Annotated in this window: 22 protein-coding genes; 9 read left to right on the forward strand and 13 right to left on the reverse strand. The window is 49.7% G+C overall.

Annotated features, from left to right (window positions below; all coding sequences use genetic code 11):
- Positions 1-4: 4 nt before the first annotated feature.
- From LQ777_RS04080 to LQ777_RS04110, 7 genes are all read right to left on the reverse strand, one after another.
- Entirely contained in the window at positions 5-1,906 is a 1,902-nt protein-coding gene (locus LQ777_RS04080; protein WP_232561247.1) for a SusC/RagA family TonB-linked outer membrane protein, read from the reverse strand.
- A 202-nt stretch (positions 1,907-2,108) separates the two neighbouring features.
- Positions 2,109-2,501, reverse strand: coding sequence for a hypothetical protein (locus LQ777_RS04085; protein WP_232561248.1), 393 nt, complete (start codon positions 2,499-2,501; stop codon positions 2,109-2,111).
- 217 nt (positions 2,502-2,718) lie between these two features.
- Entirely contained in the window at positions 2,719-4,476 is a 1,758-nt protein-coding gene (locus tag LQ777_RS04090; RefSeq protein ID WP_232561249.1) for a phospho-sugar mutase, read from the reverse strand.
- A 227-nt stretch (positions 4,477-4,703) separates the two neighbouring features.
- Positions 4,704-6,356, reverse strand: a complete 1,653-nt coding sequence (locus tag LQ777_RS04095; protein ID WP_232561250.1) for a D-alanine--D-alanine ligase family protein — start codon at positions 6,354-6,356, stop codon at positions 4,704-4,706.
- A 191-nt stretch (positions 6,357-6,547) separates the two neighbouring features.
- Positions 6,548-6,814, reverse strand: coding sequence for a NifU family protein (locus LQ777_RS04100; protein WP_232561251.1), 267 nt, complete (start codon positions 6,812-6,814; stop codon positions 6,548-6,550).
- Between the two features lie 86 nt (positions 6,815-6,900).
- Positions 6,901-8,004 carry an Mrp/NBP35 family ATP-binding protein gene (locus LQ777_RS04105; protein WP_232561252.1) on the reverse strand — a complete coding sequence of 368 codons (1,104 nt, stop codon included), beginning with the start codon at positions 8,002-8,004 and terminating at the stop codon, positions 6,901-6,903.
- 43 nt (positions 8,005-8,047) lie between these two features.
- Positions 8,048-9,082, reverse strand: a complete 1,035-nt coding sequence (locus LQ777_RS04110) for a GSCFA domain-containing protein (RefSeq protein ID WP_232561253.1) — start codon at positions 9,080-9,082, stop codon at positions 8,048-8,050.
- Positions 9,083-9,331: 249 nt separating this feature from the next.
- On the opposite strand from LQ777_RS04110, the gene LQ777_RS04115 reads away from it, so the two are divergent.
- Positions 9,332-9,703 carry a hypothetical protein gene (locus tag LQ777_RS04115; RefSeq protein ID WP_232561254.1) on the forward strand — a complete coding sequence of 124 codons (372 nt, stop codon included), beginning with the start codon at positions 9,332-9,334 and terminating at the stop codon, positions 9,701-9,703.
- 62 nt (positions 9,704-9,765) lie between these two features.
- Here LQ777_RS04115 and rplI read toward each other — a convergent pair whose 3' ends face one another.
- The 4 genes from rplI to LQ777_RS04135 form a co-directional block, all read right to left on the reverse strand.
- On the reverse strand, positions 9,766-10,209 hold the full coding sequence (gene rplI, locus LQ777_RS04120) for a 50S ribosomal protein L9 (protein ID WP_232561255.1): 444 nt from the start codon (positions 10,207-10,209) through the stop codon (positions 9,766-9,768).
- 80 nt (positions 10,210-10,289) lie between these two features.
- Positions 10,290-10,541: a 30S ribosomal protein S18 gene (rpsR, locus tag LQ777_RS04125; protein ID WP_106139615.1), complete on the reverse strand. Its 252-nt coding sequence runs from the start codon at positions 10,539-10,541 to the stop codon at positions 10,290-10,292.
- A gap of 11 nt (positions 10,542-10,552) precedes the next feature.
- Positions 10,553-10,915, reverse strand: coding sequence for a 30S ribosomal protein S6 (gene rpsF / locus LQ777_RS04130; protein WP_232561256.1), 363 nt, complete (start codon positions 10,913-10,915; stop codon positions 10,553-10,555).
- A 137-nt stretch (positions 10,916-11,052) separates the two neighbouring features.
- The gene (locus tag LQ777_RS04135) at positions 11,053-11,994 is read right to left on the reverse strand and encodes a hypothetical protein (RefSeq protein ID WP_232561257.1); all 942 of its coding nucleotides are present in this window, start codon (positions 11,992-11,994) and stop codon (positions 11,053-11,055) included.
- 178 nt (positions 11,995-12,172) lie between these two features.
- On the opposite strand from LQ777_RS04135, the gene LQ777_RS04140 reads away from it, so the two are divergent.
- The 6 genes from LQ777_RS04140 to LQ777_RS04165 all read left to right on the forward strand — a co-directional run bounded on the left by LQ777_RS04140 (position 12,173) and on the right by LQ777_RS04165 (position 18,869).
- A complete protein-coding gene (locus LQ777_RS04140; protein WP_232561258.1) occupies positions 12,173-12,859 on the forward strand; it encodes a YggS family pyridoxal phosphate-dependent enzyme in 687 nt (228 codons plus the stop codon).
- 81 nt (positions 12,860-12,940) lie between these two features.
- Positions 12,941-13,318, forward strand: coding sequence for a DUF423 domain-containing protein (locus LQ777_RS04145; protein WP_232561259.1), 378 nt, complete (start codon positions 12,941-12,943; stop codon positions 13,316-13,318).
- Positions 13,319-13,426: 108 nt separating this feature from the next.
- Complete coding sequence (locus tag LQ777_RS04150; RefSeq protein WP_232561260.1) at positions 13,427-15,022, forward strand: peptide chain release factor 3; 1,596 nt, start codon at positions 13,427-13,429, stop codon at positions 15,020-15,022.
- A gap of 87 nt (positions 15,023-15,109) precedes the next feature.
- Positions 15,110-15,445 (forward strand): hypothetical protein, encoded by a 336-nt coding sequence (locus LQ777_RS04155; protein ID WP_232561261.1) that lies wholly within the window; start codon positions 15,110-15,112, stop codon positions 15,443-15,445.
- 103 nt (positions 15,446-15,548) lie between these two features.
- Positions 15,549-15,764, forward strand: coding sequence for a hypothetical protein (locus LQ777_RS04160; protein WP_232561262.1), 216 nt, complete (start codon positions 15,549-15,551; stop codon positions 15,762-15,764).
- Positions 15,765-16,055: 291 nt separating this feature from the next.
- A complete protein-coding gene (locus LQ777_RS04165; protein ID WP_232561263.1) occupies positions 16,056-18,869 on the forward strand; it encodes a M14 family metallopeptidase in 2,814 nt (937 codons plus the stop codon).
- 263 nt (positions 18,870-19,132) lie between these two features.
- Here LQ777_RS04165 and LQ777_RS04170 read toward each other — a convergent pair whose 3' ends face one another.
- Together LQ777_RS04170 and LQ777_RS04175 are read right to left on the reverse strand one after the other, a co-directional pair.
- On the reverse strand, positions 19,133-20,491 hold the full coding sequence (locus LQ777_RS04170) for a RagB/SusD family nutrient uptake outer membrane protein (RefSeq protein WP_232561264.1): 1,359 nt from the start codon (positions 20,489-20,491) through the stop codon (positions 19,133-19,135).
- A gap of 49 nt (positions 20,492-20,540) precedes the next feature.
- Positions 20,541-23,636, reverse strand: coding sequence for a SusC/RagA family TonB-linked outer membrane protein (locus LQ777_RS04175; RefSeq protein WP_232561265.1), 3,096 nt, complete (start codon positions 23,634-23,636; stop codon positions 20,541-20,543).
- A gap of 296 nt (positions 23,637-23,932) precedes the next feature.
- Between LQ777_RS04175 and LQ777_RS04180 the strand changes: the two genes are divergently transcribed.
- Positions 23,933-25,216, forward strand: a complete 1,284-nt coding sequence (locus LQ777_RS04180) for an OmpA family protein (RefSeq protein WP_232561266.1) — start codon at positions 23,933-23,935, stop codon at positions 25,214-25,216.
- A 114-nt stretch (positions 25,217-25,330) separates the two neighbouring features.
- Positions 25,331-25,993, forward strand: a complete 663-nt coding sequence (locus tag LQ777_RS04185; protein WP_232561267.1) for an endonuclease III domain-containing protein — start codon at positions 25,331-25,333, stop codon at positions 25,991-25,993.
- Positions 25,994-25,996 lie beyond the last annotated feature (3 nt).

Raw genomic sequence — 25,996 nt, forward strand, 5'->3', positions numbered from 1 at the left:
TACGTTAAAAAGAAAGATTCAGACCAACCAATACGGTTTTCGCTACGGGATACGAACCACCGTCGACACCAATTTGCCGATCGTTACCAGACGAGTACGAACGCAGATTGATTTCTGGGTCCATTCCCGAGTATTTCGTGACGGTGAACAGGTTTTGACCCTGAATGTAAACCGACGTAGCGCCCAGTTTCAGTCGAGATAGCAGGGCCTGCGGGAGTTGATACGTGAGCTGAATGTTCTTCATCCGGAAGTACGAACCACTTTCGAGGTAATACGTCGATGGCTGGATACTCACCTGATCGCTCGAACGCAGCTGGGGCAGAACGGCGTCCGTACTGCCCGGACGCCAGGATTGATACAGCATCCGGGTGCTGCGATTACCGCCAAACGTAGGGAAATCGGTCCAGTATTTAACGTAGTTGAAAATCTGATTGCCCTGAACGCCCTGTCCGAATACGGTCAGCCCAAAGTTTTTATAGTTCAGACTAACGTTCAGGCCGTAGGTGAACTTTGGGTGCGGGCTCCCGATGATGCTTAGATCCTGGGAGTTAATGACGCCATCACCGTTTACGTCGCGGAACTTGAACCGACCCGCTACGTTTTCGGAAGCAGCGTTCCCAAATTGCACAGGATGTGCTTTGGCTTCTTCGTTCGATTGGAAAATACCGTCGATGGTATAGCCAAAAAAGGAAGCAATCGGGTAATTCTGCTGCGTGACGACGAAGTTCTGGATGCGCTCATCGTTGATGCCGAAATACTGGGTGCTGGGATCGCCATTTGTTTTCGTAACGACATTGCGATACGTACTGAAGTTGGCGTTGATGTTGTAGGTTAAACCACTTGCGCCAATCTTATCCCCGTAGCCGATCATAAGATCGACACCCCGGTTGCGCATCGAACCGATATTCCGGAACGGATTGGTCGCTACGCCCTGCGTAAGCGGGGGCTGAACGGGGAAAAGCATGTCTGATGTCGTGCGGGTGTACCAGTCGAAACCAACGCTCAACCGATTCTTTAGCAAGGACGCATCAAAGCCAATGTTCAGGCTGGTCGTTGTTTCCCACTTGGCCTGAATATTCCCGAACTGCGTTAGTTCGTACCCCGATACGGCCGACGTGCGCGTGCCGTTGATGTCGTAGAACGACGTAATCGGGTTGGTACTGAATTGCGTAAAGGAGTTGTAGTTACCGATTTCCTGGTTACCTGTCTGACCAAATCCTACCCGGAATTTCAGGTCATCGACCAGCGTAATAGGCTTAAAAAAATTCTCCTTCGAGATGCGCCAACCCGCACTGGCTGCCGGAAACACCGCCGACCGATATTCTGGGGCAAAACGGGAAGAGCGGTCCCGGCGAACCGTCAGATCGAGCAGGTATTTGTCGTCCAGGCCATAGTTGATCTTTGCGAACTCGGAGGCCAGACTCCAGTTCGATGCGGTGCCGTTGTTGGTCTGAATACCGGTACCTGAGCTGAGGTAGCGGTTGTCTAGGTCATCCACGAAGAAATTGGTACGGGTAGCATCGAAGGTTTCGAAGTAGTTTTTGATCGCTTCCGTACCGGCAATGACGTTGAACCGGTGCCGATCTCCCAGATTGACGTTATAGGTCAGCGTGTTATACCAGGTCCATGTCCAGCCGTAGTTGTTATTGGTTGTCAGGCTGTTTGATCCACGTGCTTCTGAGGCTTCGATATTCCGGATCGAATAGTTGCGGAAGTTATAGTTGTTGTAGTCAATCCCGAAACTAGTACGAGCCGTCAGATTGGGCAGGATGTCTACTTCGGCGAACGCATTGCCAAATAACCGAACTTCTTTCTGAATGTTGTCTTTGTTCCAATACAGCAGGGCAAGAGGGTTGTTGGCGTTGTCGAGATCGCCCCCGCGTGTACCCGCAAAATTCCCGGCCACGTCGTAGACCGGAATGATGGGCTGAATCCGGTAGGCGAATGAAAGTGTTGCCCGTGTGAGTACTGACTATGCAAAAAGCAACTACCTCGAAGCTGTGTATGTATCCTAACAAAAGGGCTGGCTTGTCATAAGCCAGCCCTTTTGTTAGGATACTCGTAAAAATATACAGAGCAAATAATAACACTAGATGTGTAGACTAATTTTAATAATCTGAGCAACTCGACTGATAAACACTTGTTGAGGCAGATCCCATCCCAATAACTTCACGGTCAGCGTAATTTGTGTATACATTGGCCGTGTACGTATTATATTCTGGATCTGCACTTGTGGCAGCAATTCCTATTGATGAAATATTCTGACCTTGGTTTATGACGAATGATGCTCCGTTATTTATGGACATGCGCCAAACATAGTAATAAGACTGGGAAGGGGGAACACCGTCTTTTAGCACTTGCAGCGTACCAGACTGACAGGCTGATAGGTAAGTGGGACCACTTATTGTAAAAGTATAAAAGGTCGCTGGTAGTTTCACTGCCATTCCGTTGTTCAGCGCAATTGTAAATAAAAGCAGACTAAAAGAGAATAATTTTTTCATAGTTATTTTGCTTTAGTTAAACGATTTTTTATCGTGCAAATATTCAATTTAATATATTTATTATGCTACATTTTGTAATCTTTTTATCAAAAGGTATATACAAAAATATATGAGATGATTCTATGAGATAACAGCCAATCATCTAATCTTGAACATACAAAAACCCCGGCCGTGTGAACGGCCGGGGTTTTTGCTTCTGATGATCCGTATGCGCTACCTAAACAAGCTGTAGCTCGTCAATCACGCGCTGTACTTTTTCTTTTAGTTGAGCGTAGGTGTCGTCAAAGGCTTCTTTGCTCTTGAGCGGTTCACGCACACTAACGTAAAACTTGATTTTCGGTTCGGTACCCGATGGGCGAGCCGATACTTTAGTGCCGTCTTCCGTAAAAAATTGCAGCACGTTCGATGATTCGATACCTAGCTTTCCTGCTTCAATGGCTGAAGTTTGTCCACTCTGGGCATCCAGGCGTGTCAATGCTTTGTAATCATCAACCCGAACGACGGGCGAACCAGCAATTGATTTCGGTGGGTTAGCCCGGAAGTCGGCCATCATCTGCTGAATTTCTTCAGCGCCCGCTTTTCCTTTTTTGGTCAACGACACCAGCGCTTCGTAGTAGAAGCCGTTTTCCTGGTACATCGCCATCAGTAAATCGAACAGGCTCTTGCCATTGTCTTTGGCATAAGCCGTCAGTTCGGCAATCATGGCACAGGAAGCAATCGCGTCTTTGTCGCGGACGAAATCACCGATGAGGTAGCCGTAGCTTTCTTCACCACCACCAATAAATTTCTCTTTTCCTTCCAGTTCCCGAATCACTTCGGCAATGTATTTAAAGCCAGTTAGCGTGTTGTAGCATTTGACGCCGTACCGTTCGCACATCTGGTCAATAAGATCGGTCGTCACGATGGTCTTGGCAACGAACTCTTTACCCGTCAGCTTACCCGCATCTTTCCAGGCGTTGAGCAGGTAATAAATGATCAGGCTGGCCATCTGGTTACCGTTCAGTAACTCAAACTCGCCGTGGTGGTTACGGGCACCAGCGCCTACGCGGTCGGCGTCGGGATCGGTTGCCATAACCAGATCCGCGTTGATGGACAACGCTAGATCGAGCGCGAGCTGCATGGCAGCCCGTTCTTCCGGGTTCGGTGACTTCACCGTCGGGAAATTGCCATCGGGTGTTGCCTGCTGCTCAACAATGTGAACGTTGGTGAAGCCCAGCCCATCGAGCGCGCGGGGAACGAGCGTAATGCCGGTTCCGTGAATGGGCGTGTAAACAATGTTGAGATCGGCCTGACGCTTAATCACGTCTGGATTAACGGCGTTCGACTTGATCCGTTCGATATACGGAGCATCGATTTCTTCGTCGATCAGGTGGATTTTTTCGGGAACGCCCTCAAACTTGATGTCATCGACCGACGTAATTTTACTTACCTCGGCAATAATGGCTTTGTCGTGCGGAGAAACGACCTGCGCGCCGTCGTTCCAGTATACTTTATAACCGTTGTATTCAGGCGGATTGTGCGAAGCCGTTACGACGATACCACTTTGGCAGCCCAGTTGCCGAATTGCGAAAGACAGTTCGGGTGTCGGGCGAAGCGCGCTGAACAGATACACTTTAATGCCGTTGGCCGAGAAAATATCCGCCACCAACCGGGCGAACTCGGGGCTCATCCGACGACTGTCATGCGCAATGGCAACGCTAATATCCTCATCGGGAAACGCTGCATTGATGTAGTTGGAAAGTCCTTGCGTAGCGGCTCCAACCGTGTACCGGTTCATGCGGTTTGAACCAACGCCAACCACCCCGCGCAGGCCACCCGTTCCAAATTCGAGATCACGGTAAAACGAGTCGGTCAACTCCGTGACATTGCCTGAATCAATCAAATGCTGAATGGCTTCTTTGGTGTCGGCATCATAATTGCCGCCCAGCCATTGGTCTACGCGCTGCTGTGTGGAAGCGTCAAGGGTCGTTGTCATACGAAAAGGCTTATAAAACTATAAATGATTGTGCGCCAAAATTACAATTCCCCAACTGCCTACCAAATCCTTACAATAGATTGCGTAAAGAATGTGGATAAGTTTACGTATTATCTAGAAATTATAATTGTTGTAACTTAAATATTCATAAAATTACTGATTTGATCAACTTTACACAAACTTGCCATTCAGCTGAACAGTTAGTAGCCTAGTTGCCTGCACAACTACTAAATATACCTCGCCGTAATATGAGCAGTTTGTTCCGCTGTTTCAATAAGTAGCGAATGGCGCGGCTGGCTTAGCGCTATTTCCAACTCGGCAATCGTGTCTTTGAAAAGTAGATAAACCGGAATCTCGTGCGATTCAGCCTTCCCTTTGATGTACATAAGCGACGGACGAACGACTCCGGAGGCTGCTAACTCGTTGTATTGCTGCTTGGCTGCCAAGAATTCCTCGTCGCTCGATCCAAACGAAATAACCCGTTCGGGTAGCGGATTGGCTTTGCGGTTGGCTAGTTGAGCGTCAAGATCGGCCAGCAATCGTTTGAGGTGGAAAGTGTCTTTTCCCGAGCGAATCCGTTCACGTAGCGATTGACGAATCAGGTAAGTCAATGAGTTCGACAGGTTCAGACCAATTTCGGCCATTTGCTTGAAAATAAGGGAGGACGGCGACATACCCGGAATGGTGTTCGGATCGTGAAGCAGTACCCGACCGTCGGGCGTCAGGAACCCATCAATGCGTGCGTACACATTAATCCCTAAGCGCGTAAATACTTCGGCTACCGCTAATTGAATCTTCCGGTTGTTTTCCAGCGTCGTTTCGACCGGAATCCGTTTTTTGGTGGTGTTGAGTTTATACTTCGACTCGAAATCAAAGCTGGTTACGTTGTAAATTTCGGTCGGTGGCAACGCAATCGCCATTTGGTCGTCATCCTGAATAACTCCGCACGAAAATTCCTGCCCGCTGATAAATTCTTCGAACAGCACTTCGTCTTCCGCATTAAGTGAGGCCAGCGTAATGGAGGAGCCACTCGAAGCCAGCGCATCAAGTTTTTCGATGAAATCGTTGGGGTGATGAATTACTTCGCCCGTTTGCTCGATCACGACGGGAAAGCTAATAGCCGAATCCAGGCTTACCATTGTCTGAGCCATTTCCCGCTTCTCGTCGGCTGACAGGTCGGACCATTCGCCTAATTTACTCCATCCGTTGGGACGAATGCTCATCGTAAAGAAGCACTGCTCGACCGCCCGGCAGAACTGCGCCAGGTCAGCTTCCCGCACGATGGCTACGCCGATGGACGAACCCTGATGGGGTGCTTTCACAACGATGGGCAAACCCAGATGCTCGGTCAGTGACTGAAAGAACTGGGCTTTATCGGCCTGTTCATACGCATCGCGGCTAATGGTAGCCGTTTTCTTTTGTTGCCCGTTGGCGAGCGCGATCAACTCATTTTGTAAAATTTTATTGATGCCTACCGCTGAACCAACCAGACCAGGACCCGTGTAAGGCATTTTGTACCATTCGAGTAAACCCTGAATCGCACCGTCTTCGCAGTCGGGTCCGTGCATGGCCAGAAATGCCATATCGAAATGATCGCGGAATTGTTCTGGACGTATCTCAGGCAGGGCTGCTTCCAGTACGTCCTGGTCGAGTGATTCGTCGTACACCGAGAATCCTGATTTGTCCTGGGGTAAAGCGTCGCGCAGGGACGGATGCATCAGAAATTCAGGTTCAACGAGTCGGAACCGTCCGCGCCCGTCTACGAATACCAGAACTGGCTCGAACAAGCCTTTGTCTAAATTTGCCAGAGCTGTGCGCCCACCTGCATACGACACCTCGCGCTCCCGCGCTGGGCCCCCGAAGAAAATGCCTATTTTCACTGGTTTGAGAATATTACGATTCGCAAATAAACGAAAAAGCCGCCTGTTTATGGACAGACGGCTCAAGTCAATACGATATGAAATTCCGGGCGCTTGTTCTATAATCGCTTATCAAAAGCAGGCAACCCTACTTGGCAAGCGCTACAAACAGGCCATTGAATGTAAATCAAGAGCAAGAAGCAGCCAGTTCGTTAAAACGCAGGCGTAATGTTGATTGCTTCTACTTTGGTGATTTCAGGAACTGCTTTCAGGATTGCTTCTTCCAGGCCACCTTTGAACGTCATGGCCGACATGGGACAAGAGCCACACGCACCGATCAACTCGAGTCGTACGGTTTTATCGTCGGTCACTTCCAGCACTTTCACGTTGCCACCATCGGCAGCCAGGTAAGGCCGCATGCCATCAAGCGCTCGTTCGATTTTCGTAATCAGTTGGTCGTTATTAACTACCGTCTCCATGAATTTTGTATTTACGGTAAATTTACAGGATATCGAGGTTTTATGCAACTAACAAACCAAGCTCAGACTTGGTCCAAATAAACAGGTTACGCTACTTCTACGCGCTTGGTGCGGTCAATCGATGCGTTCCGGATGGCTACTTGCTGTGCCAGCGCTTCCGCTGCCGACCGGAATGCCTCAAGCGTTACCGGATCGCCCATGCTGACAGCAGGACGGCCTTCGTCGCCCGCTTCCCGTATGCTTTGCACAAGCGGGATCTGGGCTAAAAGTGGCACGTCGAACTGCTCGGCCAGCTCTTTACCGCCCCCTTTACCAAAAATGTGGTATTTATGATCAGGTAATTCGGCAGGGGTGAAGTAAGACATATTTTCAATCACGCCAAGTACCGGAACGTTAATCTGCGGCTGCCGGAACATGGCAAGCCCTTTTGTTGCATCGGCTAAGGCTACTTTCTGGGGAGTTGTTACGATAATTGCCCCCGTTACCGGTACCGTTTGAACCAGCGTCAGGTGAATGTCGCCTGTACCCGGTGGTAAATCGATGAGCAGATAATCCAGTTCGCCCCAATCGGCGTCGGAAAAGAATTGTTGCAAGGCCCGGCCCGCCATCGTACCGCGCCAGATAATGGCCTGACCCGGTGCAACCAGAAAGCCCATCGACAGAATTTTGATGCCAAACTGCTGAATGGGCTCCATCTTCGTCTGACCATCTACCTGAAAAATACGAGGCTGTATGTTTTCGGCACCAAACATGGTTGGCATCGAAGGACCGTAAATATCCGCATCGATGATCCCAACTTTAGCCCCCGATTTGTGGAGCGCAATGGCCAGGTTTGCTGTAACGGTAGATTTGCCAACGCCACCCTTACCTGATGATACGGCAATAATATTTTTTACGCCCGGCAGCGTCGGTGCGTTGTTACGCGTTGACGTTACGTCAGACGTCATGTCGATCTTGACTTCAATCTCCGGACCTATGTGCGTGTGAATAGCATCTTCGCATCGTTTCCGAATGACTTCCTTCAGCGGACAGGCAGGTGTTGTCAGTACAACCGTAAAGCGCACCTGACCGATGCTTAACTCAATATCTTTGACCATGTTGAGTGAAACAAGATCCTTCTTGAGATCAGGCTCCTCAACGGTACTTAGGGCTTGTAAAACAGCTTCTTTGGATAATCGGTAATCAGACATAATATTGGAAAAAAGAAGGGAGGAAGGCCGGGATAGTTGAAAATCAGGCAAATTCTATTTCGCCATCTTTCCTGTCCGCGCTTTGGCTTTCGGGCTGTTCTCCGCCTTTTAAACGACTACGCACCGCTGCCAGTTCCGCCGAAACGTCTACTTGCGCAGATAAGCTTTCTAATTGGGTTAGCAACCGTCCTAAAAATTGCTCGTGAGCGGGACTGTTGCCATAAAGTGGACGATGAGCCAGCGATTTTTTTAGTTTGGACCACTGAACAATAAAGTCACGAAGTTCGGCGTCAAATGCACTTTCAGCAAGTTTGTCGAAAATATAATCATGGGCCAGTGCGTTCGGGTGGATCAAATCCGCTTCGTAAAACCGGTAATCCCGCAGATCGTCAATCATCAGCTCATAAGCCGGGAAATAGGATACCCAGTTGTTCCAGACCGTCAGCTCGTGAGCGATCACGCGCAGCGTCGATTTACTGACCTGATTGATGGGTAGCGTGTCGCGGGTGTGACGAACGGGGCTAACCGTCAGCAGGACGTTGAGCTTCGGATTGGCTTTGCGTAGTATTTTCAGCAGCCGTGTCAGCTCATCGCGAAGATGGTCAATCTGATATAAGTATTTCTCGAACAGTTGCCCCGGCATTTTATGGCAGTTTGCCACGACTTTACCCGTTTCGATGTGCCGATAAACAACCGCCGAGCCGAGCGTAAGAAACAGAAAATTAGCTTCGCGTAAGGCTAAGCCGGTTTGTGCTAATGTACGGATGAGTAAAGTGCGTAATTCATCCCGATTGGTAGCCCAGAGCGACGAATGAAAGTCGTAGTGAAACCAGGTTCCATCGCGTTCGATGTAGCGATCTTCATCCGGTGGTGTTCCGTAGAGCGCCATCGTTAACAGCCTGACAATCGAGACGGGGTTGAAGATCGTTCCGAAGGGGTTGTCCAGCACAGTTAGCTTATGATCGGCCAGCCGACGCCCCATGACCTCCGCAAAGCACGACCCAATCGTTACAATACGGCTGTTCAGGCCGATCGAATGGGGGAGCGATTCAGGTACTAATTCGGTATGAAACTGCATACTGAAAGAACACAAAACAAAGGCAATTAGGTTCTGCCTATGAAATATAATCGACTAGTTAATTTATTGATTTACAGTTATTTGTGATGAGTACATTTTGTTTGAGAAGTAGTCAGGGTTTCTTTCTAAAGCTGATTCTGAGTAAGTAGCGTATAGCCTCAATTTTGGCAATGCCTTGCGTTCGCCGTGAAGAGCCACGACTTTTCTTTACATTCACAGAGAAATCCTTTTTTCCGCTATTACGTAACGATGTCCTTTCAAAAACGCATTAAAACCCTCAGTTTCGAGTCATTAAATGAATTAATCACGCAAGCTCATCAGGAAATTGACCGCCGACAAGCGCTTATTGAGCGAATTCCACCGTTAAAACTACAGGAGATTGCCTTTTCCGTTCGTGCCCGTGATCTGTTATACCGAACGATTGCCGAAAAGAAAAAACTTGTTTACTGGCAGGACGCCCAGAAACTTACACTGGGCGAAACGCTAAAACTGTTGGAACAAAGTGATTGGCGATCAATAAAGTACAAGAACAACAAAGTCTTCGATGAGATACAGTCGTTGTTTCAAACCTACAAAGCTCCGTTGGACTGGTACTACAGTGAAGTAGAAGGAAACATGTAAGCATAAAAAAAGGTCGGTCCTGATTTATTCAAGACCGACCTTTTAGTTAGAAGCGTGTACGCCTATTCAGCCGATACAACTTCAAATTTCACTTTGTGCTTCACGTCCTTGTGCAGGTCAAGCGAAGCTTCGTAGGTACCAAGCGTCTTAACGTCATCAACCGTGATTTTCTTCCGGTCAATGTCAAAGCCTTTTTCACGCAGGGCATCAGCAACTTGGGTGTTGGTAACACGACCAAAGATTTTGCCGCTGTCGCCCGCTTTTGCTGGAATCGTCAGCGTGATGTCGCCGATACCATCTGCAATTGCTTGCGCGTCGTTCTTGATTTTTTCGGCTTTGTGAGCAGCCTGACGGATGTTTTCGGCAACGATCTTCTTGTTCGAAGAAGTAGCCATAACCGCATAACCCTGAGGGATCAGGTAGTTGCGGCCGTAACCTGGCTTCACCGCTACGGTGTCGTTTTTATAGCCCAGGCCGGCAATATCGGTTTTTAAGATGATTTCCATTTGTTCAGAATAATTTTCCGTTTTCTGGTTTCAGTGGGGTGATCCGCTGAGGGCTCACGGTGTACTGAAAGCAGTAAACTTTATTTCAGTGAATCTCCTACGTATGGCAGGATGGCCAGATGACGAGCGCGTTTAACGGCTTGTGCCACTTTACGCTGGTTTTTCAGGCTCGTGCCAGTTAACCGCCGGGGAAGGATCTTGCCCTGTTCGTTCAGCAGTTTCAGCAGGAAGTTACCATCTTTATAATCGATGTATTTGATGCCGGCTTTTTTAAAGCGGTCGTATTTTTTGCGGGTCTCAGTTTTCGAGACAGATTCGTTTTGCAAACTCATGGTTACGTAGCCTAAGCGTTTTCGGTTTGTTTTTTCTTGCCCACCAAGCCATTACGCTTGCGGTCATTGTAAGCAACGGCGTGTTTATCGAGCGAAACCGTCAGGTGACGGATGATGCGCTCATCGCGGAGGTACTCAGTGTTGAGTTTCTCGATGATCGTGCCGGGAGCCTTAAACTCGAAGAGTTGGTAGTAACCCGTGTTCTTGTGCTGGATCGGATAAGCCAGTTTGCGAAGGCCCATGCTCTCTTCGTGAACGAGTTCCGCACCGTTATCGGTCAGCACTTTGCGGAACTTGTCAACGGCGTCCTTTATCTGAGTCTCAGATAAAACGGGAGTTAAGATGAACACCGTTTCGTAGTTATTAGGAAACATTGTACGTAATTGGTTTGAAATGAGGGCGCAAAGGTAAGAAAAAAAGTGTTTAGTTGATAGTACTTGTCTATAAATAGTATGAAAAAAGGCGGAATCTCTTCCGCCCCAATTGTTTGTGAGTACCTGTGCTTCGAAAATTACTTGACCGTAAAGTCGCCTTCACCAATGCGGAAACCCTCGCAGTAAATTTCAATCGTGTGGCGACCCTCGTTGAATCGCTTTCCACCCCGACCGTAAATAAAGTCAACCTGCTGGCGGCTGTTATCGAAAGTAAACCGCTGCATCGCGGTATAAATCATGCCTTCTCCGTTGTACGTAAACTCGCCGGAGCCAGTAGCCATGTCCGACACCACCGCACCGCTCGGGTCAAGAACACGCATGTACATTGTTTTTTCTTCCTGTTTCGCCAAGCCGTTGGGGGATAACCGAACCGACACCCGTATTTTATCGATGCGTTTGGCTTTGTAGCTACCACCGTCGTTTTCTTTGCCGCGCGCGTTGATGGCATTAACGGTAACGCTTTCTGCGTGCAATGCTGCCGCTATGGTCACTTTTTCGGATAGCTCCTGATTCCGGGTGGTCACCACTGCCACCGAATCACTCAACGTTTGCCGTTCGGCCTTTAGGCTCGTATTCTCCGTTGACAACGAGTCATTGCGTTGGGTCAGTAGGCCATTTTCCTGTTTTAGCCGGACGATCTCCTGGTCTTTCTGGGCCAAAAGTGCCTGGTAGTTCCGGATCTTCTGGTCATATTTTTTGCCGTCGAACGAGTTCACGTTCCGTAGTTCACGCTTATCCGTTTCCAACTGCGTTCTCACTTTCATAAGCGAATCCACATTACCACCCAGTCGTTGAATCTCGGCAATTTTGGCATCCAACTGAGCTGAAATGGAATCTAGCTTTGTTTTCGCTGCTAGCACTTCTTCGGTTTTGGCGGCAATGGTGGCGTCTTTCGTTTTGTTGTCCTGCCGTTCCTGATAATAGAAGTAGAGTAACAGAATGTTCAATGCAGCCAGAATCAGTAGGGCGGCCAGCAGGTAGCTGCGACTATTGTTTCGGGGTTGGGTTCTAGGTTCCATTGGATTCATTATTACTGAAGGGTTGCGGTTAAATCCTTTCCAAAACTATATCATCTACTCGTTTATTGTACCAAGTGGATGCTTTACGGCCAAAAACTACAGGATTTCGCGTAGTTCTCAAGCGTATCTTTGCACAATATTAATAAACGGTCCCAGTTGGCCTACTTTCAGGTTATATATGATTGCTGATGCTATTCACCAAATCCAGACGGAACTAGCCGGGCGCGCTCAGTTGATTGCCGTTACCAAAACGAAGCCCGTTGCGATGCTACAAGAGGCTTACGACGCGGGTTGCCGAAAGTTTGGCGAGAACAAAGTGCAGGAAATGGTTGAAAAGCAGCCGCAGCTTCCTGCCGACCTCGAATGGCATCTGATCGGCCACTTGCAAACAAACAAAACGAAGTACATCGCTCCGTTTGTGACGCTGATTCACTCGGTCGATAGTTTGAAACTGTTGCAGGAAATCAACAAGCAGGCTGCCAAATACAACCGGGTGATTGACTGCCTGCTCCAGATCTATATTGCCGACGAAGAAACCAAGTTTGGTCTTTCTGCCGACGAGGCTGAGGAACTGCTGAACGATCCGGCTTTAACGAGTCTATCGAATGTTCGGATTGTTGGCCTGATGGGGTTGGCGACCAACACAGAGGATGAAGCGCAAATTCGCCAAGAGTTTCGCGGATTGAAGCAGTTGTACGACAAGCTGGCTGCGACATCATGGCCGCACGGCAACGGTGAACGCATTCAGTTTAGCGAGCTATCGATGGGCATGAGTGGTGACTACCGCATCGCTGTCGAAGAAGGCAGTACGCTGGTTCGGGTGGGGAGCGCTATTTTTGGCGCGCGGAATGTTTCTACCCTCTGATTTTGTTTCTAGAATAGATTGACGTGTTGCTTAAAAAGTTTAGTATCTCAATCATACCGACCGCCGTCGCGATTTAACCTTATGAAATTTTTTATTCAAGCAGGTGCTGTATTGGGTTTATTAGGGGTTGCCCTTGGTGCATTTGGTGCGCATGCCCTGCGTACTATGCTGGAAGCATCCGGCCGCGCAGCAACCTTCGAGACCGCCGTGAAATATCAGTTTTATCATGCGCTGGCGCTGGTGCTGGTTGGCGTTTTGATGCAGCTGTTCGGTAGTAATCCGTCGATTGTTAAACTGCTCAACTACGCGGGTTATTCCTTTATTGGGGGTGTGTTGATTTTTTCCGGCTCCTTGTACATCCTGTGTTTTACGGGTATAACCTGGTTGGGGGCCATTACACCAATAGGAGGTGTCGCCCTGATTGCGGGTTGGGCCTTGTTGCTGTGGGCCTTTTTATAACGTATACGAAGAAGTGCACAACGCCACGGGTAGGCCGTTCTTGATTCTACCGATTGGCGCGTCAATCTTTATATATATTCGTATCTTTGTGTTCTGATTCTGAGAATAATGCAAACAAATATAAAGGCCGAAACCGCTCGTCGGCGGACGTTCGCCATCATTAGCCACCCCGATGCCGGTAAAACAACACTGACGGAAAAGCTACTGCTTTTTGGCGGAGCGATCCAGACGGCGGGGGCTGTAAAATCAAACAAAATTAAAAAGTCGGCTACCTCCGACTTTATGGAAATCGAGAAGCAACGGGGTATCTCGGTTGCTACTTCGGTGATGACATTTGAGTACGACAATCTCAAAATCAATATCCTTGATACCCCTGGTCACAAAGACTTTGCGGAAGATACCTACCGGACGCTCACTGCTGTAGACAGTGTTATTCTGGTGATCGACTGCGTAAAAGGCGTTGAGGAACAAACCGAGCGGTTGATGGAAGTATGCCGGATGCGTGATACGCCGGTTATCATCTTCATCAACAAGCTTGACCGGGAAGGCCGCAACCCGTTCGATTTGCTCGATGAACTGGAAGAGAAACTAAACATTCGGGTTCGGCCCATGACCTGGCCCGTTAACATGGGCTCGGACTTCAAAGGCGTTTATAGCCTGATCGAGAAAAAGTTATATTTCTTTAAAGTCAACAAAACGAAAGTCGAAGACGACGTGCTGCCCATCGAACTGGCTGATTCGTTGCTGGACCAGAAAGTGGGTGAACGGGACGCGGCTCAGCTTCGGGAAGACGTTGAACTGATTGAAGGTGTGTACGACGCTTTCGACCGGCAAGCGTATCTGGACGGTAAGCTGGCTCCGGTATTTTTCGGCTCGGCGGTCAACAACTTTGGCGTAAAAGAATTGCTGGAAGGCTTCTGCGACATTTCGCCCGAACCGATTGCTCGTCCAACCGACAAGCGGGAAGTGTTGCCCGAAGAGAAAAACTTCAGCGGCTTTGTCTTTAAAATTCACGCGAACTTAGACCCACGCCACCGCGACCGGATCGCCTTTCTGCGTATCTGTTCGGGCGTATTTGAGCGGGGTAAGTTTTACCACCATACGCGTCTGGATAAAAACGTTCGCTTTGCTTCGCCATTCAGTTTCATGGCCGATAGCAAAAGTGTCGTGGAAGAAGGCTTCCCCGGCGACGTTGTCGGTCTTTACGATACGGGTACGTTCAAGATCGGCGATACGCTGACGGAAGGAGAGGAGTTGCAGTTTCAGGGTATTCCTAGCTTTTCGCCCGAAATCTTCAAAGAACTGGTCAATCTGGACCCGATGAAGTCGAAGCAGCTGGATAAAGGGATCCAGCAGTTGACTGACGAAGGGGTTGCACAGCTGTTCACGCTTGAAATCGGTAACCGTAAAATCGTTGGAACGGTGGGTGAACTTCAGTTCGAAGTTATTCAGTACCGACTGGAAAATGAGTACGGAGCCAAGTGTCGCTGGGTACCGCTGAACTATACCAAAGCGTGCTGGATTACCGCCGAAGACCCCATCAAGCTGCGTGAGTTTATCCGGTTGAAAGGTAACCAGATCGCGTTTGACAAAGATAACAATCCGGTGTTTCTGGCTGAGTCGGAATGGATGCTGCGCATGAACCAGCAAAATAATCCTGACATTCAGTTTCACCTCACGTCGGAGTTCAACGTGGCGGTGTAGTGTAAACCGTTCGCTTGGATTCTGTATTGCGTAAAAACTACCGGCAGCGGCAGCAGTTAATTGATCATCACTAGACAAACCTTACTGATGATGAATTCACTTGCAGCCGCTGCCTTTGTTTTACTGCTATCCGGTTCAGCCATAGCGCAGCAACAACCGCAACAAAAATCGAAATCGTCCGGCTCAACTTCGAAAACCGGAACCAGATCATCAACGGACGCTGTCCGTTCCGATCCGTCAGCCGCTAATACCCACGACGGAACGATGGGCATATCGACAGGAACCGGAACGACAGCCGAACAAGCGCAGGTCAGTGGTGCGGGTGGTGCTCGTACGACAACGACCGATCCTACTAGTAGCGTTAAGACCAGTGCCCCCAATGTAAAGGCGAAAAAGAAAGCGCCCAAATCGAGCAATCAGTGATACTGTTTGTTGGGCCGTATTGGTTTAAGCAAAGTTTAATAACCTTTTAGTCGATAGACTGTTAAGCTATCGTTGATACTATTTCACTTAGCTAACTAACACGATGAAAAAGGTAATGATGGCGGCTATCACCGCTTTGTTCTTGACGAGTGCTGCTTTTGCCCAGGACGATGCTAAAATGGCGCACAAGGAAATGAAGAAAGAAGCCAAGCAAGCAAAGAAAGATGCCAAGAAAATGGGCGACGACATGAAAGCGGATTCGGCTAAAAGCATGAAGCACATGCACAAGAAGATGAAGAAAGAAGCGTCGAACCGCTAGTCTATACAGTTAATCATGAAAAAAGCTTCCCGATGTTCGGGAGGCTTTTTTCATGAGAAAAGGGGCAAAGTTGAAGTCACGGTATACTAGTCTATGTCTTGTATGTAAACTTATATAGATTGTATTTCAATAAAGATATTTATCCGTATTTTATTCTGATACAAAGATATATAATAAAATTTAATCAAGTATAATTGCTTCTTTATTAAATAAGGACAAATTCTCTCGACATCTTTTCATTGAAGGCTTCTCTGTACTTTTTCAAAACAACTACCTCTCTAAGTTAACCACATGACTCGTTACTTCTTTCGATCATTGGCTGTCCTGATGCTCAGCCTGAACATGGTCTGGGCGCAGATTCCATCGCCAAAACAGCATTTTGGCTTTGCCATCGGCGATGATTATCAGCTTGCAACGTATACCCAGACCGAAGCGTATTTCAGAAAACTGGCTTCGTCGTCGGATCGGGTTAAGCTCGTCGATATCGGTGCTACCGAAGAAGGACGGCGGCAATTGATGTTGATCGTATCGTCGCCCGCGAACCTCAAAAAGTTGAGCCGTTACAAGGAAATATCCCAGAAGTTGGCCCGTGCCGAAGGACTCAACGACGAGCAGGCGCGGGCAATGGCGCTGGAAGGAAAAGCCGTGGTCTGGATCGACGGTGGTCTTCATGCTACCGAAACGGTGGGTACGCATCAGCTGATCGAAACGGCCTACCAACTGATTAGCCGGAAAGATCCCGAAACGCTTCGCATTCTGGACGACGTTGTGATTCTGCTGACCCACGCCAATCCCGACGGGCAGGAGATCGTAACGAACTGGTACATGCGCGAAGCGAAGCCCGAAAAGCGCTCGCTGGATAATGTGCCTCGCCTATATCAGAAATACGTCGGCCACGATAACAACCGCGATTTCTTTATCATGAACATGAAAGAAACGCAGAACATCGGTCGGCAGTTGTTTGTCGAGTGGATTCCGCAGATCATGTACAACCACCACCAGAGCGGCCCGGCGGGGTCGATCCTGGCGGGGCCGCCGTACCGCGATCCGTTCAACTACGTCTTCGATCCGTTGATGGTAACGGGTATCGACGCCCTGGGCGCAGCTATGATCAACCGAATGAATGTCGAAAACAAACCCGGTTTTACACGCTTGAGTGGTTCGGTCTTTTCAACCTGGTATAACGGTGGTTTGCGCACAACGACCCACTTTCACAATATGATCGGTCTACTGACCGAAATTATTGGTGGACCGACGCCCGAAGACGTACCGCTGGTGCCAAAACGCCTGATCCCAAACGGGGCTACCCCGTTCCCGGTAACTCCGCAGAAGTGGCATTTCAAGCAGTCGATTGATTATTCCGTATCACTGAACTACGCCGTGCTGAATTACGCAGCCCGGTATCGTGACGAGGTGCTGTTCAACATTTATCGGATGGGTAAAAACTCAATCGAACGGGGTAGTAAAGACACGTGGGCGCTTTCCCCCAAACGGATTGATGCCATCACGCAAGCCTACGACTCTGATCCCAAAAAAGTAGTGACGCCCACGAACGCAGCGTTGGCGCAGTACGGCTACATCCCCAAAGGCGGTGGTATGCCCTTGAAATACTACGATACGATCATGAAAGCGCCCGCCTTGCGCGATCCGCGCGGGTTTATCATTCCGGCGAATCAGGCCGATTTTGCGACGGCGGTGAAGTTTGTCAACGCATTGATCAAAACGGGGATTCAGGTACAGCAGGCCACGGGCGATTTCACCGTTGCCGGTAAGAAATATCCCGCTGGTTCGTACGTGGTTAAATCCGATCAGGCGTTCCGCCCGCACCTGTTGGACATGTTCGAGCCACAAGATCACCCCAACGATTTTCAGTATCCAGGCGGTCCACCGGTTCGTCCGTACGACGCGGCTGGCTGGACGCTGGCCTACCTGATGAACGTGCAATTTGACCGGATTCTGGATGCATTCGATGGCCCTTTTAAGAAATTGCCGTATGGTGAGTTGCAATCGCCGGAAGGACACCTGGCAGGAACGGCGGGAGAAGGGTATCTGCTGAGTGCACGTGCCAACAACTCGTTTATTGCGGTTAATGATCTGCTGGCGTCGGGTGTAGAAGTGTTTCGGTTACCGAACGGAACCGGTCTGCAACCGTCGGGCGAGTCGGGTGCGTTTTACGTTCCGGCTTCGGCGAAAGCTAAATCGTTGCTCGATAAGTCGGTCAAGGATCTGGGCATCGACGTTGTTGGACTGGCGAAGCGACCAACGACAACCATGACGAAAATGACGCCCATGCGCATTGCCTTGTGGGATACGTACGGCGGATCGATGCCTTCGGGCTGGGTGCGCTGGCTGATGGAGCAGTATCACTTCCCGATGAAAGTGATTTACGCACAGGATATTGACGCGGGCGAGCTACGGAAAAAGTACGACGTCATCGTATTCGTTACGCGGGCTATTCCATCGACCAATACCAAAGAAGTTGACCTCTACAGCCTGTTTGGGTCGGAGCCAAAAACCGAAACCACGCCTGCGGAGTATCGACCCTGGTTAGGAAAAATTACGGCTGATAAGTCAGTTCCGCAGTTGAAGACATTCCTGGAAAACGGCGGTACGGTGGTAACCATCGGGTCAAGTACGAATCTGGCCTATCATTTGAAGTTGCCCGTCAAGAGTGCTCTAACCGAGATGACGAATACAGGCGTAGAGAAACCACTGCCAGGCGAGAAGTATTACATTCCGGGCAGCGTATTGCAGATGAACGTCGATTCGACGCAACAGGCAACCTGGGGCTTACCAACCTTGACGGATGTGTATTTCGATGCAAGTCCGGTCTTTAAAGTGGCTCCCGAAGCCATTGCCAGCGGCAAAGTAAAACCGCTAGCCTGGTTCTCAACGAACAAGCCCTTGCGCAGCGGTTGGGCTTGGGGACAATCGTATTTGCAGGATGGCATAGCTGCTTTTGTTGCTCCCATCGGCTCGGGTAAACTGTACGCCTTTGGGCCTGAGATTACATTCCGCGCACAGTCGCACGGAACGTTCAAGCTATTGTTTAATCAACTGTATGTTACTGGTCCGGCTTCGGTAGCCGCTACGAGTGGTAATTGATCGGATAAATTAGGGTTGACATAAAAACGGGAGCTATCAGGCAATGATAGCTCCCGTTTTTATTTGTGGCGAATGCGAGTCGGGTAGTGTCGGCGTCAGCAATCCGTGTCGGTTTTGAGAAACCGACACGGATTGCTGACGCCGAGTGTCGGTTTCTCAAAACCGACACCACTCACCCAGTATCCCATCACGCATTTTACGAATTCCGGACAATACTGTTTCTCAAAACCGACACCATAGTTCCGCCGACACTACGGCTCAGATCAGTTATACCCCGGATTCTGTACTAACGCTTTGTTCGTGTCGATTTCCCGTTGTGGGATCGGTAAGACCAGATTGTTCGCGTTATAAGCCGTTGTCCCAACCGTACCGCCTGTCCGCTTGATATCCGCAATTTGTTGACCTTCAAATGCTAATTCCAACCGGCGTTCGAGCAAAATAGCTGCCAGATCAACCGTCGTCAGCGGGGTAGCTTTGGCGCGGTTACGGATCAGGTTAACATCTGCCAATGGTGTGGCCCCGACAGCTGTATTCAGTCGCAGGTTCGTTTCAGCGCGGGTCAGGTACATCTCCGCCAGGCGCACGACAGGAACGTCGCCATACAGGTCATTGAACTTGCTGGTGAATGTGTTCTGGTTAGCCGTGCTGAAGAACGAGCCACGCACATCGTTCGCTTCGTACAATTGGCGGAATTTGGGCTGCACCCGTACATCTCCCCGGCCCTGATTCGGTACTGATGCGTAAAACGTGTTTAGGTCGTTCGTACCATCCTGATCGGTTACGATAATCCGGAAAATAGTTTCGGGCGATGCGTCGGTAAAAGCGTCCGCAAAGGTACTGGCCAGCGAATAGGTACCGGATGTGATTACCCGGTTCGCGGCATCGCGCGCGGATGCAAAATTCTGCTGCTGAAGATACACACGAGCTAATATAGCCGCAGCGGCATCTTTAGTGGCAAAACCGCTACTGACCGCGCTACCATACGACTGGGTTTGCGGCAACAGGCTTTCGGCTTTGGTCAGATCGTCCAGTACCTGGGTATATACTTCGGCTACCGTATTGCGCGCCCGAGAATCAGCGTCTGTAACAACGCTGGTAGGGGTCAGTACCAGTGGTACGCCGGGGTTGGCTGTTGGCGTACCGTCATTCCAGCTCTTAGCGAAGGCCTTTACCAACTCGAAATACAAAGCTCCGCGGATGAAGCGAGCCTGTCCTTCAATGTTATTGCGATTCGCCTGACTGACTTTATCAAGCGCCGACAATACATTGTTGGCCCGGTTAATGGCGTTGTAACCATCCAGCCAGAAATCCCGCGTAACCGTGTTTGAGGTCGTTACCGTTTTACGCCAGATTTCGTCAAGCGTAGAGTATGTACCACCAAAAACGACGTCGCGGTTGTCGCCGGTTAGATCGCCGATGTATTGAATGCCACCGCCGTACAGGTTTACGTCGCTCAAGCCATCATAGGCACCTACGAGTGTAATTCGTACGTCCTGTTCGGTATTCAACGCCTGACTCTGCTCAACACTCTGGGTGGGTTCGACATTCAGGCGATTACCACAAGCCGTGACCAGAAAGCTAACGGCCCCAGCGAACAACCAGTGTTTTATGTATGTATTCATAGAAAGAAATTCGTAGGAAAAGTGATTGTATCCGTTGCGATGTACCCGATTAGAAACCGATGTTGATACCACCCGTGATCGTACGTGCCTGCGGAGCCGTGTAGAAATCATAACCCTGGGCAATGTTCGAAACGGCGTAGTCTGTATTGACCTCAGGGTCCCAACCCGCATACTTGGTGAACGTTAGCAGGTTCTGGCCGGTTACGAACACACGTACCGTGTTCAGCTTCGCCCGGTTGACAAGCAGCTTGGGCAGGTTGTACGACAAGGTAACCGTGCGTAATCGAACGAATGAACCATCGAGCACGAAACGACTCGAAGGCTGAGCGCCATTGTTGTAAAACAAGCGGGCTTCCGGTACGTTGGTATTCGGATTTTCCGGGGTCCAGGCGGCCAACTGGTTCACCGTCTGGTTATCTTCGAATCGGCCATTTGCCGACGAAAAGCGTCCTACACCGTAGAAGTTCAGCTTGTTACCAAACACACCGTTGAAGAAAACACTCAGGCTGATACCCTTATAGCTAAACGTGTTGGTGACACCACCCGTCCAGGTTGGGAGTGGGCTACCAACTACTACGCGTTGTGCCTGACTGTACACGTTCGTTGTTGACCGATCCAGGCTGCCGTCAGGATTTGGCGTATTCTTGTACCAAAGCGCATCACCCTTAGCTGGATCAACACCGGCATACTCTTGTGTAAAGAACACACCGAGCGGTTGCCCTTCAACGGCACGGCTCATGGCGTTAAGACCGCCTTCGATGATCTGACTTTGTAGATTCGTAATCTTATTCTGATTCGTTGCGGCATTCAGACTTGTGGTCCAGCGGAAAGCACCCGTCAGGTTTTCCGTGTTCAACACAAACTCAAAGCCTTTATTTTGCAGATTACCGACGTTTTTGAACTGGGTAGCAAACCCGGTTGTACCCGGTACGTTGACGTTCAGCAGCAGACCCGACGTTTGTTTGTTATAATAGTCGATTTCGCCATTGATGCGATTATTCAGAATACCGAAGTCGATACCGATGTCGAATTGATCGGTAGTTTCCCACTTCAGATCAGGGTTGGCCAACTGGAATGGGCGCTGACCGGGCTGTGCGCCATAGCTGGCGTCACCCGTGAACAGACCTAACTGGGGGAAGTTTTGCAGCGATACGTTCCCCGCTGTCTGGATATCGGCGTTCCCCGTCCGGCCATAGCTCGACCGCAGTTTCAGGAAGCTGATGGCGCGATTATTTTTCAGAAAGCTTTCTTCCGACAATACCCAGCCTGCCGATACCGCCGGGAAGAAACCGTAACGGCTGTTCCGACCGAAACGCGACGATCCATCGATCCGGGCGCTGACGCCTACCAGATAACGATCCGAAAACTTGTAGTTGGCACGGGCAAAATACGACAGAAAGCGGAAATCCGACTGAGTCGAGCTACCATCCGTTTTCCGGGCGGCACTGGCGATCTGGCGGTACGCATCCGAGGGAAAGTCACGTCCTTCTGTGTAGTTGGTCTTCTGTTGCGACTGTTGGTACGACATACCGACGGTAGCGTCGATGTTGTGGCGGCCGAACAACGTGTTGTACGAGAAGAAGTTGTTCGTATTGTAGTTCTCAACACGAACGTAACGGTTCCGACCGTAGCCTAGCGGAGCGCTAAAGTTCCGTTGTGTTTTGCTGTTGTAATACAGTTCTTCCTGCTGATTGAGGACGTCAACGCCGAATTCAGAGCGGAACGATAAGCCTTTGGCAATGTTCAGCTGACCGTACACATTACTGATATTCCGGTAAACCGTCGTGTTGAAATACGAGTTGCCGATGTTGATCAGCGGGTCATAATAAACCGGAATGCTGATGTCACCAGGCGGAGTACCAACCGGAAGTCCCGTTTGTGGGTCGTTGGCGGGTGTCATTGGGGGCAACGCAACCATCTGCATCGGGTTGTCGAACTGGTTGTCAGCCGAAAGGCGCTCGTTGTAGGTGCGGGTTAGACCCATGTTCAGGCCAACCCGGAACCGGCTCGATACCTGGTGATCGAGGTTCAGGCGACCGGCATACCGTTTGATGGCATTGCCAATCAGAATTCCTTTCTGATCCAGCAACTGGCCTGATAGATAGAACGTCGTTTTCTCGTTACCGCCGTTTATGTTCAGGTCGTATTGCTGATAGGGGGCATCCTGATAAGCCAGATCACCCCAGTTGGTGCTTACCTGATTCGGCGTTCCGTACGTACCCAGCCCCTGCGTTTCGTAGAAGCTTTTCATATACGACGTGTTTGATGACGGATCGCTTGGGTCAAGACCGTCCAGGCGGTCAGCGTTGGCCGCTGCCTTGTTGTAAAAGTTGACGTACTGCTCCGTATTCAGAAACTCGAGTTTGCGCGTTGGTTTGCTGGAACCGTATTGCGCGCCGAAATTGATGTTGGTCCGGCCCGCTTTCCCTTTCTTGGTGGTAATCAGTACGACACCATTGGCGGCCCGCGCTCCGTAAATGGCACCCGCCGACGCGTCTTTCAGAATGTCAACTGATTCAATATCCTGCGGGTTAATATCGGCCAGTGGGTTGGTCGAGCCGCTGTTGATACTCAGGTTATCCGTAGTAACCGGAATACCATCGACAATGTAAAGCGGCTGGTTCGACGCCGATACCGACGACTGACCCCGTACCCGTACCTGAATTCCCTGCCCCAGTTTACCCGAACCGGCGTTGATCTGTACACCGGCTGCTTTTCCCTGAAGCGCCTGATCGAAGGTAGTAACGGGCTGATCCTGAATGTCAGCGGCTTTGACTTTGGCGATGTTACCCGTAAGATCACGCTTGATCTGCTGACCATAGCCCGTGACCACTACTTCGCTCAAATTGCGAACATCGGTCTGCAAGGTTATGTTAATCACCGATCGATTGTTGACGCGTTCTTCGACCGATGTAAAGCCGATGAAGCTATAAACAAGCGTAACGTCTCCGCTAACTGACAGGCGATAATTACCCGAGGCATCGGTCAAGGTACCCTGTGTCTGTCCTTTTACGCTGACGGACACTCCCGGCAAGCCCGACCCATCATCGGAGGAGGTGACTCGGCCCGAAACAACCTGACCCTGTGCAAAGCTGCTCCAAGTTGCGACAAGCATCAGAAGGCTAATCAAGAAGAGTTTCTTCATATTCTTTGTGCTGAAATTTGAAAATAACCGTAAAAGTACAACGCAATGATAAAATTTGGAATAATAAACTTACAACATAGAATCATTATAAGTTGTGATTCAAAATATTCATTGGAAAAATAATATGTGTACAGAATAAAACACCTTTCAAGAGTGCCTAATAGGATAAAGTAAGATAATTATAGTTTTAATTATATTTTTGATCAAATTATCACTTAACTCACAGAAAAATTAAACCATAAACTACTCGGCAGCATCAAACGTTTATTAGGTATAAATTCCTGTAAACAACGACCATGAACCGCCGATTACGTTTACTCCTTGTCTTGCTGCTGGCTGCGTCAGGCTTGCGGGCGCAGGTTCAATACACCACCGAAAGTCCGCGCATCGATGACATTAACGACCGCGACGTGTCGATTCAGCGCGTAGAATTGACTGCGCAGTATACGATCATCTACATGAAATTCGTGTCCAGCGAACGCGGTTCGTCACGACGAAGCTTTCCTTTTTCAATTCCAATGCCGAATGGGCGTGGGCAACAGATGGAGTCGACAAACAACATTGGTTTTCAGCCAACGTCGCGTCTGTACGTCAATCAGGGCGAACGGTCGTATAAATTCGTGCGGGCCGAAAATATTCCGCTCGAAACAAGGCGACAAGTTCAGCCGGGAGAACGCGTTGACTTTGTCGCTTATTTTGAACGAATTGATCCCGGCTACACAACGTTCGACTTATTTGAATGCCGGGATGGAGGGGGCTATATCTGCTTTAATTTTTGGGGCGTCCATATCATCAACCCGCTTAAGAAGACTTATTCTCAGAGGACGCCTAAGCCGCAAGTACAGCCAAGAGCGCAGCAACCCCGTTATATACCGCGCACGTCGCCGGGGGTAAGTCCACCCGCTTCAACACCGCCCGTTACACCGCCTAAAGCCGAACCAGCACCCGCGCCGGCAGCTGTGGCCATTAACGGGATTACGCGTGATGCCAAAACCAAAGCGCTTTTAGGAGCAACCATTACCTACCGGCTAATTTCGGGAGCCGAATCTGTCAGTGATGGCCCTGCCGATTCGGTACGCAGCAACAAGTCAACCGGCGCGTATACCATTCCAGTTACCCAGCGAGGAGTTTATGCTGTAACCGCTTCGGCGAAAGGCTATTTCAGTCAGAGCGACACGCTGGCGACAAACCGTGTTGCGCTCAATCGTAATTTCGATTTAGTACCCATTGAAGCCGGAGCCACGATCACGCTTAAAAACATTTATTTCAACGTTTCTAAGTTTGATCTTCAGCCGGAATCGTACCCCGAACTGGATCGGCTCGTGACCGTCATGCGGCAGAACTCGACGATGACGATCCGGCTTGAGGGGCATACGGATACCGTCGGCGATTTTGACGCCAATGTTGAACTATCCCGAAACCGGGTCAATGAAGTGAAACGGTATCTGGTTTCGAAAGGAATAGATGCCGGGCGGATCGACACGGTTGGTTACGGACCGTCGCGACCCATTAATACCAATAAAAGCTTAAAAGAACGACCCGAAAACCGACGCGTAGAAATGGTGATCATTAAGGTGTAAAAACCTTGCTGTAAAACTTTGGGTTAGATTGCTTACGTCCGTTCAGTAATGGCCAACACCGATTGGGTGTGTGAGCTAACCCGACTGGCGTAAGCAACAACCGAAAGCTAGTCCATGAAACCTAACTTTGACCTCAACGTCGTTCTGGATCGTATCGAAGAGGCTGTTCGTCCCTATCCCAAAGCGGCTATGTTCGATTTGTTCGAACGTGGGTACAACACACTCTTTGAGCAGTTGATTTCCTGCATCGTATCCATCCGTACGCTCGACGAGACGACTATCCCCGTCTCGCTACGACTTTTCGACGTAGCCCGTACCCCGGAACAACTGCTGGCACTCGATATACCGACGCTTACAGATCTTCTGTATGGTACAACGTACCCCGATCAGAAGGCGTATACGATGCGTGGCATTGCCGAGCGTGTGGTCAACGAATTTGGCGGCAAACTACCCGCTGATTATACTACACTGACCTCGTTGAAAGGAGTTGGTCCGAAATGCGCAAATCTGGCGCTCGGCGTCGCGACGGGACAAGCCGCCATCAGCGTTGATGTGCACGTGCATCGGGTCGTTAACCGCTGGGGCTTTGTGCGGACCAAGCAGCCTGAACAGACATTGAAAGTACTGGAAACACAGGTGCCTCGCGAGCAGTGGGTAAACATCAATCGTCTGCTCATGCCGTTTGGTAAGCACATCTGCACGGGTACGCTTCCTCATTGTTCAACCTGCCCGGTGTTAGAGTTCTGCGAGCAGGTTGGCGTCGAGCGGCATCGATAAGTA

The sequence above is a fragment of the Spirosoma oryzicola genome (genome assembly GCF_021233055.1).
GTDB classification, from domain to species: Bacteria; Bacteroidota; Bacteroidia; order Cytophagales; family Spirosomataceae; genus Spirosoma; species Spirosoma oryzicola.

What these genes read in the sequence shown, in the direction of transcription:
- LQ777_RS04160 (WP_232561262.1), top strand. Translation starts at nt 15,549, where the DNA reads ATGAAAAAGGTAATGATGGCGGCTATCACCGCTTTGTTCTTGACGAGT.
- LQ777_RS04140 (WP_232561258.1), top strand. Translation starts at nt 12,173, where the DNA reads ATGATTGCTGATGCTATTCACCAAATCCAGACGGAACTAGCCGGGCGC.
- LQ777_RS04165 (WP_232561263.1), top strand. Translation starts at nt 16,056, where the DNA reads ATGACTCGTTACTTCTTTCGATCATTGGCTGTCCTGATGCTCAGCCTG.
- rpsF (WP_232561256.1), bottom strand. Translation starts at nt 10,915, where the DNA reads ATGTTTCCTAATAACTACGAAACGGTGTTCATCTTAACTCCCGTTTTA.
- LQ777_RS04180 (WP_232561266.1), top strand. Translation starts at nt 23,933, where the DNA reads ATGAACCGCCGATTACGTTTACTCCTTGTCTTGCTGCTGGCTGCGTCA.
- LQ777_RS04150 (WP_232561260.1), top strand. Translation starts at nt 13,427, where the DNA reads ATGCAAACAAATATAAAGGCCGAAACCGCTCGTCGGCGGACGTTCGCC.
- LQ777_RS04090 (WP_232561249.1), bottom strand. Translation starts at nt 4,476, where the DNA reads ATGACAACGACCCTTGACGCTTCCACACAGCAGCGCGTAGACCAATGG.
- LQ777_RS04145 (WP_232561259.1), top strand. Translation starts at nt 12,941, where the DNA reads ATGAAATTTTTTATTCAAGCAGGTGCTGTATTGGGTTTATTAGGGGTT.
- rplI (WP_232561255.1), bottom strand. Translation starts at nt 10,209, where the DNA reads ATGGAAATCATCTTAAAAACCGATATTGCCGGCCTGGGCTATAAAAAC.
- LQ777_RS04185 (WP_232561267.1), top strand. Translation starts at nt 25,331, where the DNA reads ATGAAACCTAACTTTGACCTCAACGTCGTTCTGGATCGTATCGAAGAG.
- LQ777_RS04115 (WP_232561254.1), top strand. Translation starts at nt 9,332, where the DNA reads ATGTCCTTTCAAAAACGCATTAAAACCCTCAGTTTCGAGTCATTAAAT.
- LQ777_RS04085 (WP_232561248.1), bottom strand. Translation starts at nt 2,501, where the DNA reads ATGAAAAAATTATTCTCTTTTAGTCTGCTTTTATTTACAATTGCGCTG.
- LQ777_RS04110 (WP_232561253.1), bottom strand. Translation starts at nt 9,082, where the DNA reads ATGCAGTTTCATACCGAATTAGTACCTGAATCGCTCCCCCATTCGATC.
- LQ777_RS04175 (WP_232561265.1), bottom strand. Translation starts at nt 23,636, where the DNA reads ATGAAGAAACTCTTCTTGATTAGCCTTCTGATGCTTGTCGCAACTTGG.
- LQ777_RS04105 (WP_232561252.1), bottom strand. Translation starts at nt 8,004, where the DNA reads ATGTCTGATTACCGATTATCCAAAGAAGCTGTTTTACAAGCCCTAAGT.
- rpsR (WP_106139615.1), bottom strand. Translation starts at nt 10,541, where the DNA reads ATGAGTTTGCAAAACGAATCTGTCTCGAAAACTGAGACCCGCAAAAAA.
- LQ777_RS04100 (WP_232561251.1), bottom strand. Translation starts at nt 6,814, where the DNA reads ATGGAGACGGTAGTTAATAACGACCAACTGATTACGAAAATCGAACGA.
- LQ777_RS04170 (WP_232561264.1), bottom strand. Translation starts at nt 20,491, where the DNA reads ATGAATACATACATAAAACACTGGTTGTTCGCTGGGGCCGTTAGCTTT.
- LQ777_RS04155 (WP_232561261.1), top strand. Translation starts at nt 15,110, where the DNA reads ATGATGAATTCACTTGCAGCCGCTGCCTTTGTTTTACTGCTATCCGGT.
- LQ777_RS04135 (WP_232561257.1), bottom strand. Translation starts at nt 11,994, where the DNA reads ATGGAACCTAGAACCCAACCCCGAAACAATAGTCGCAGCTACCTGCTG.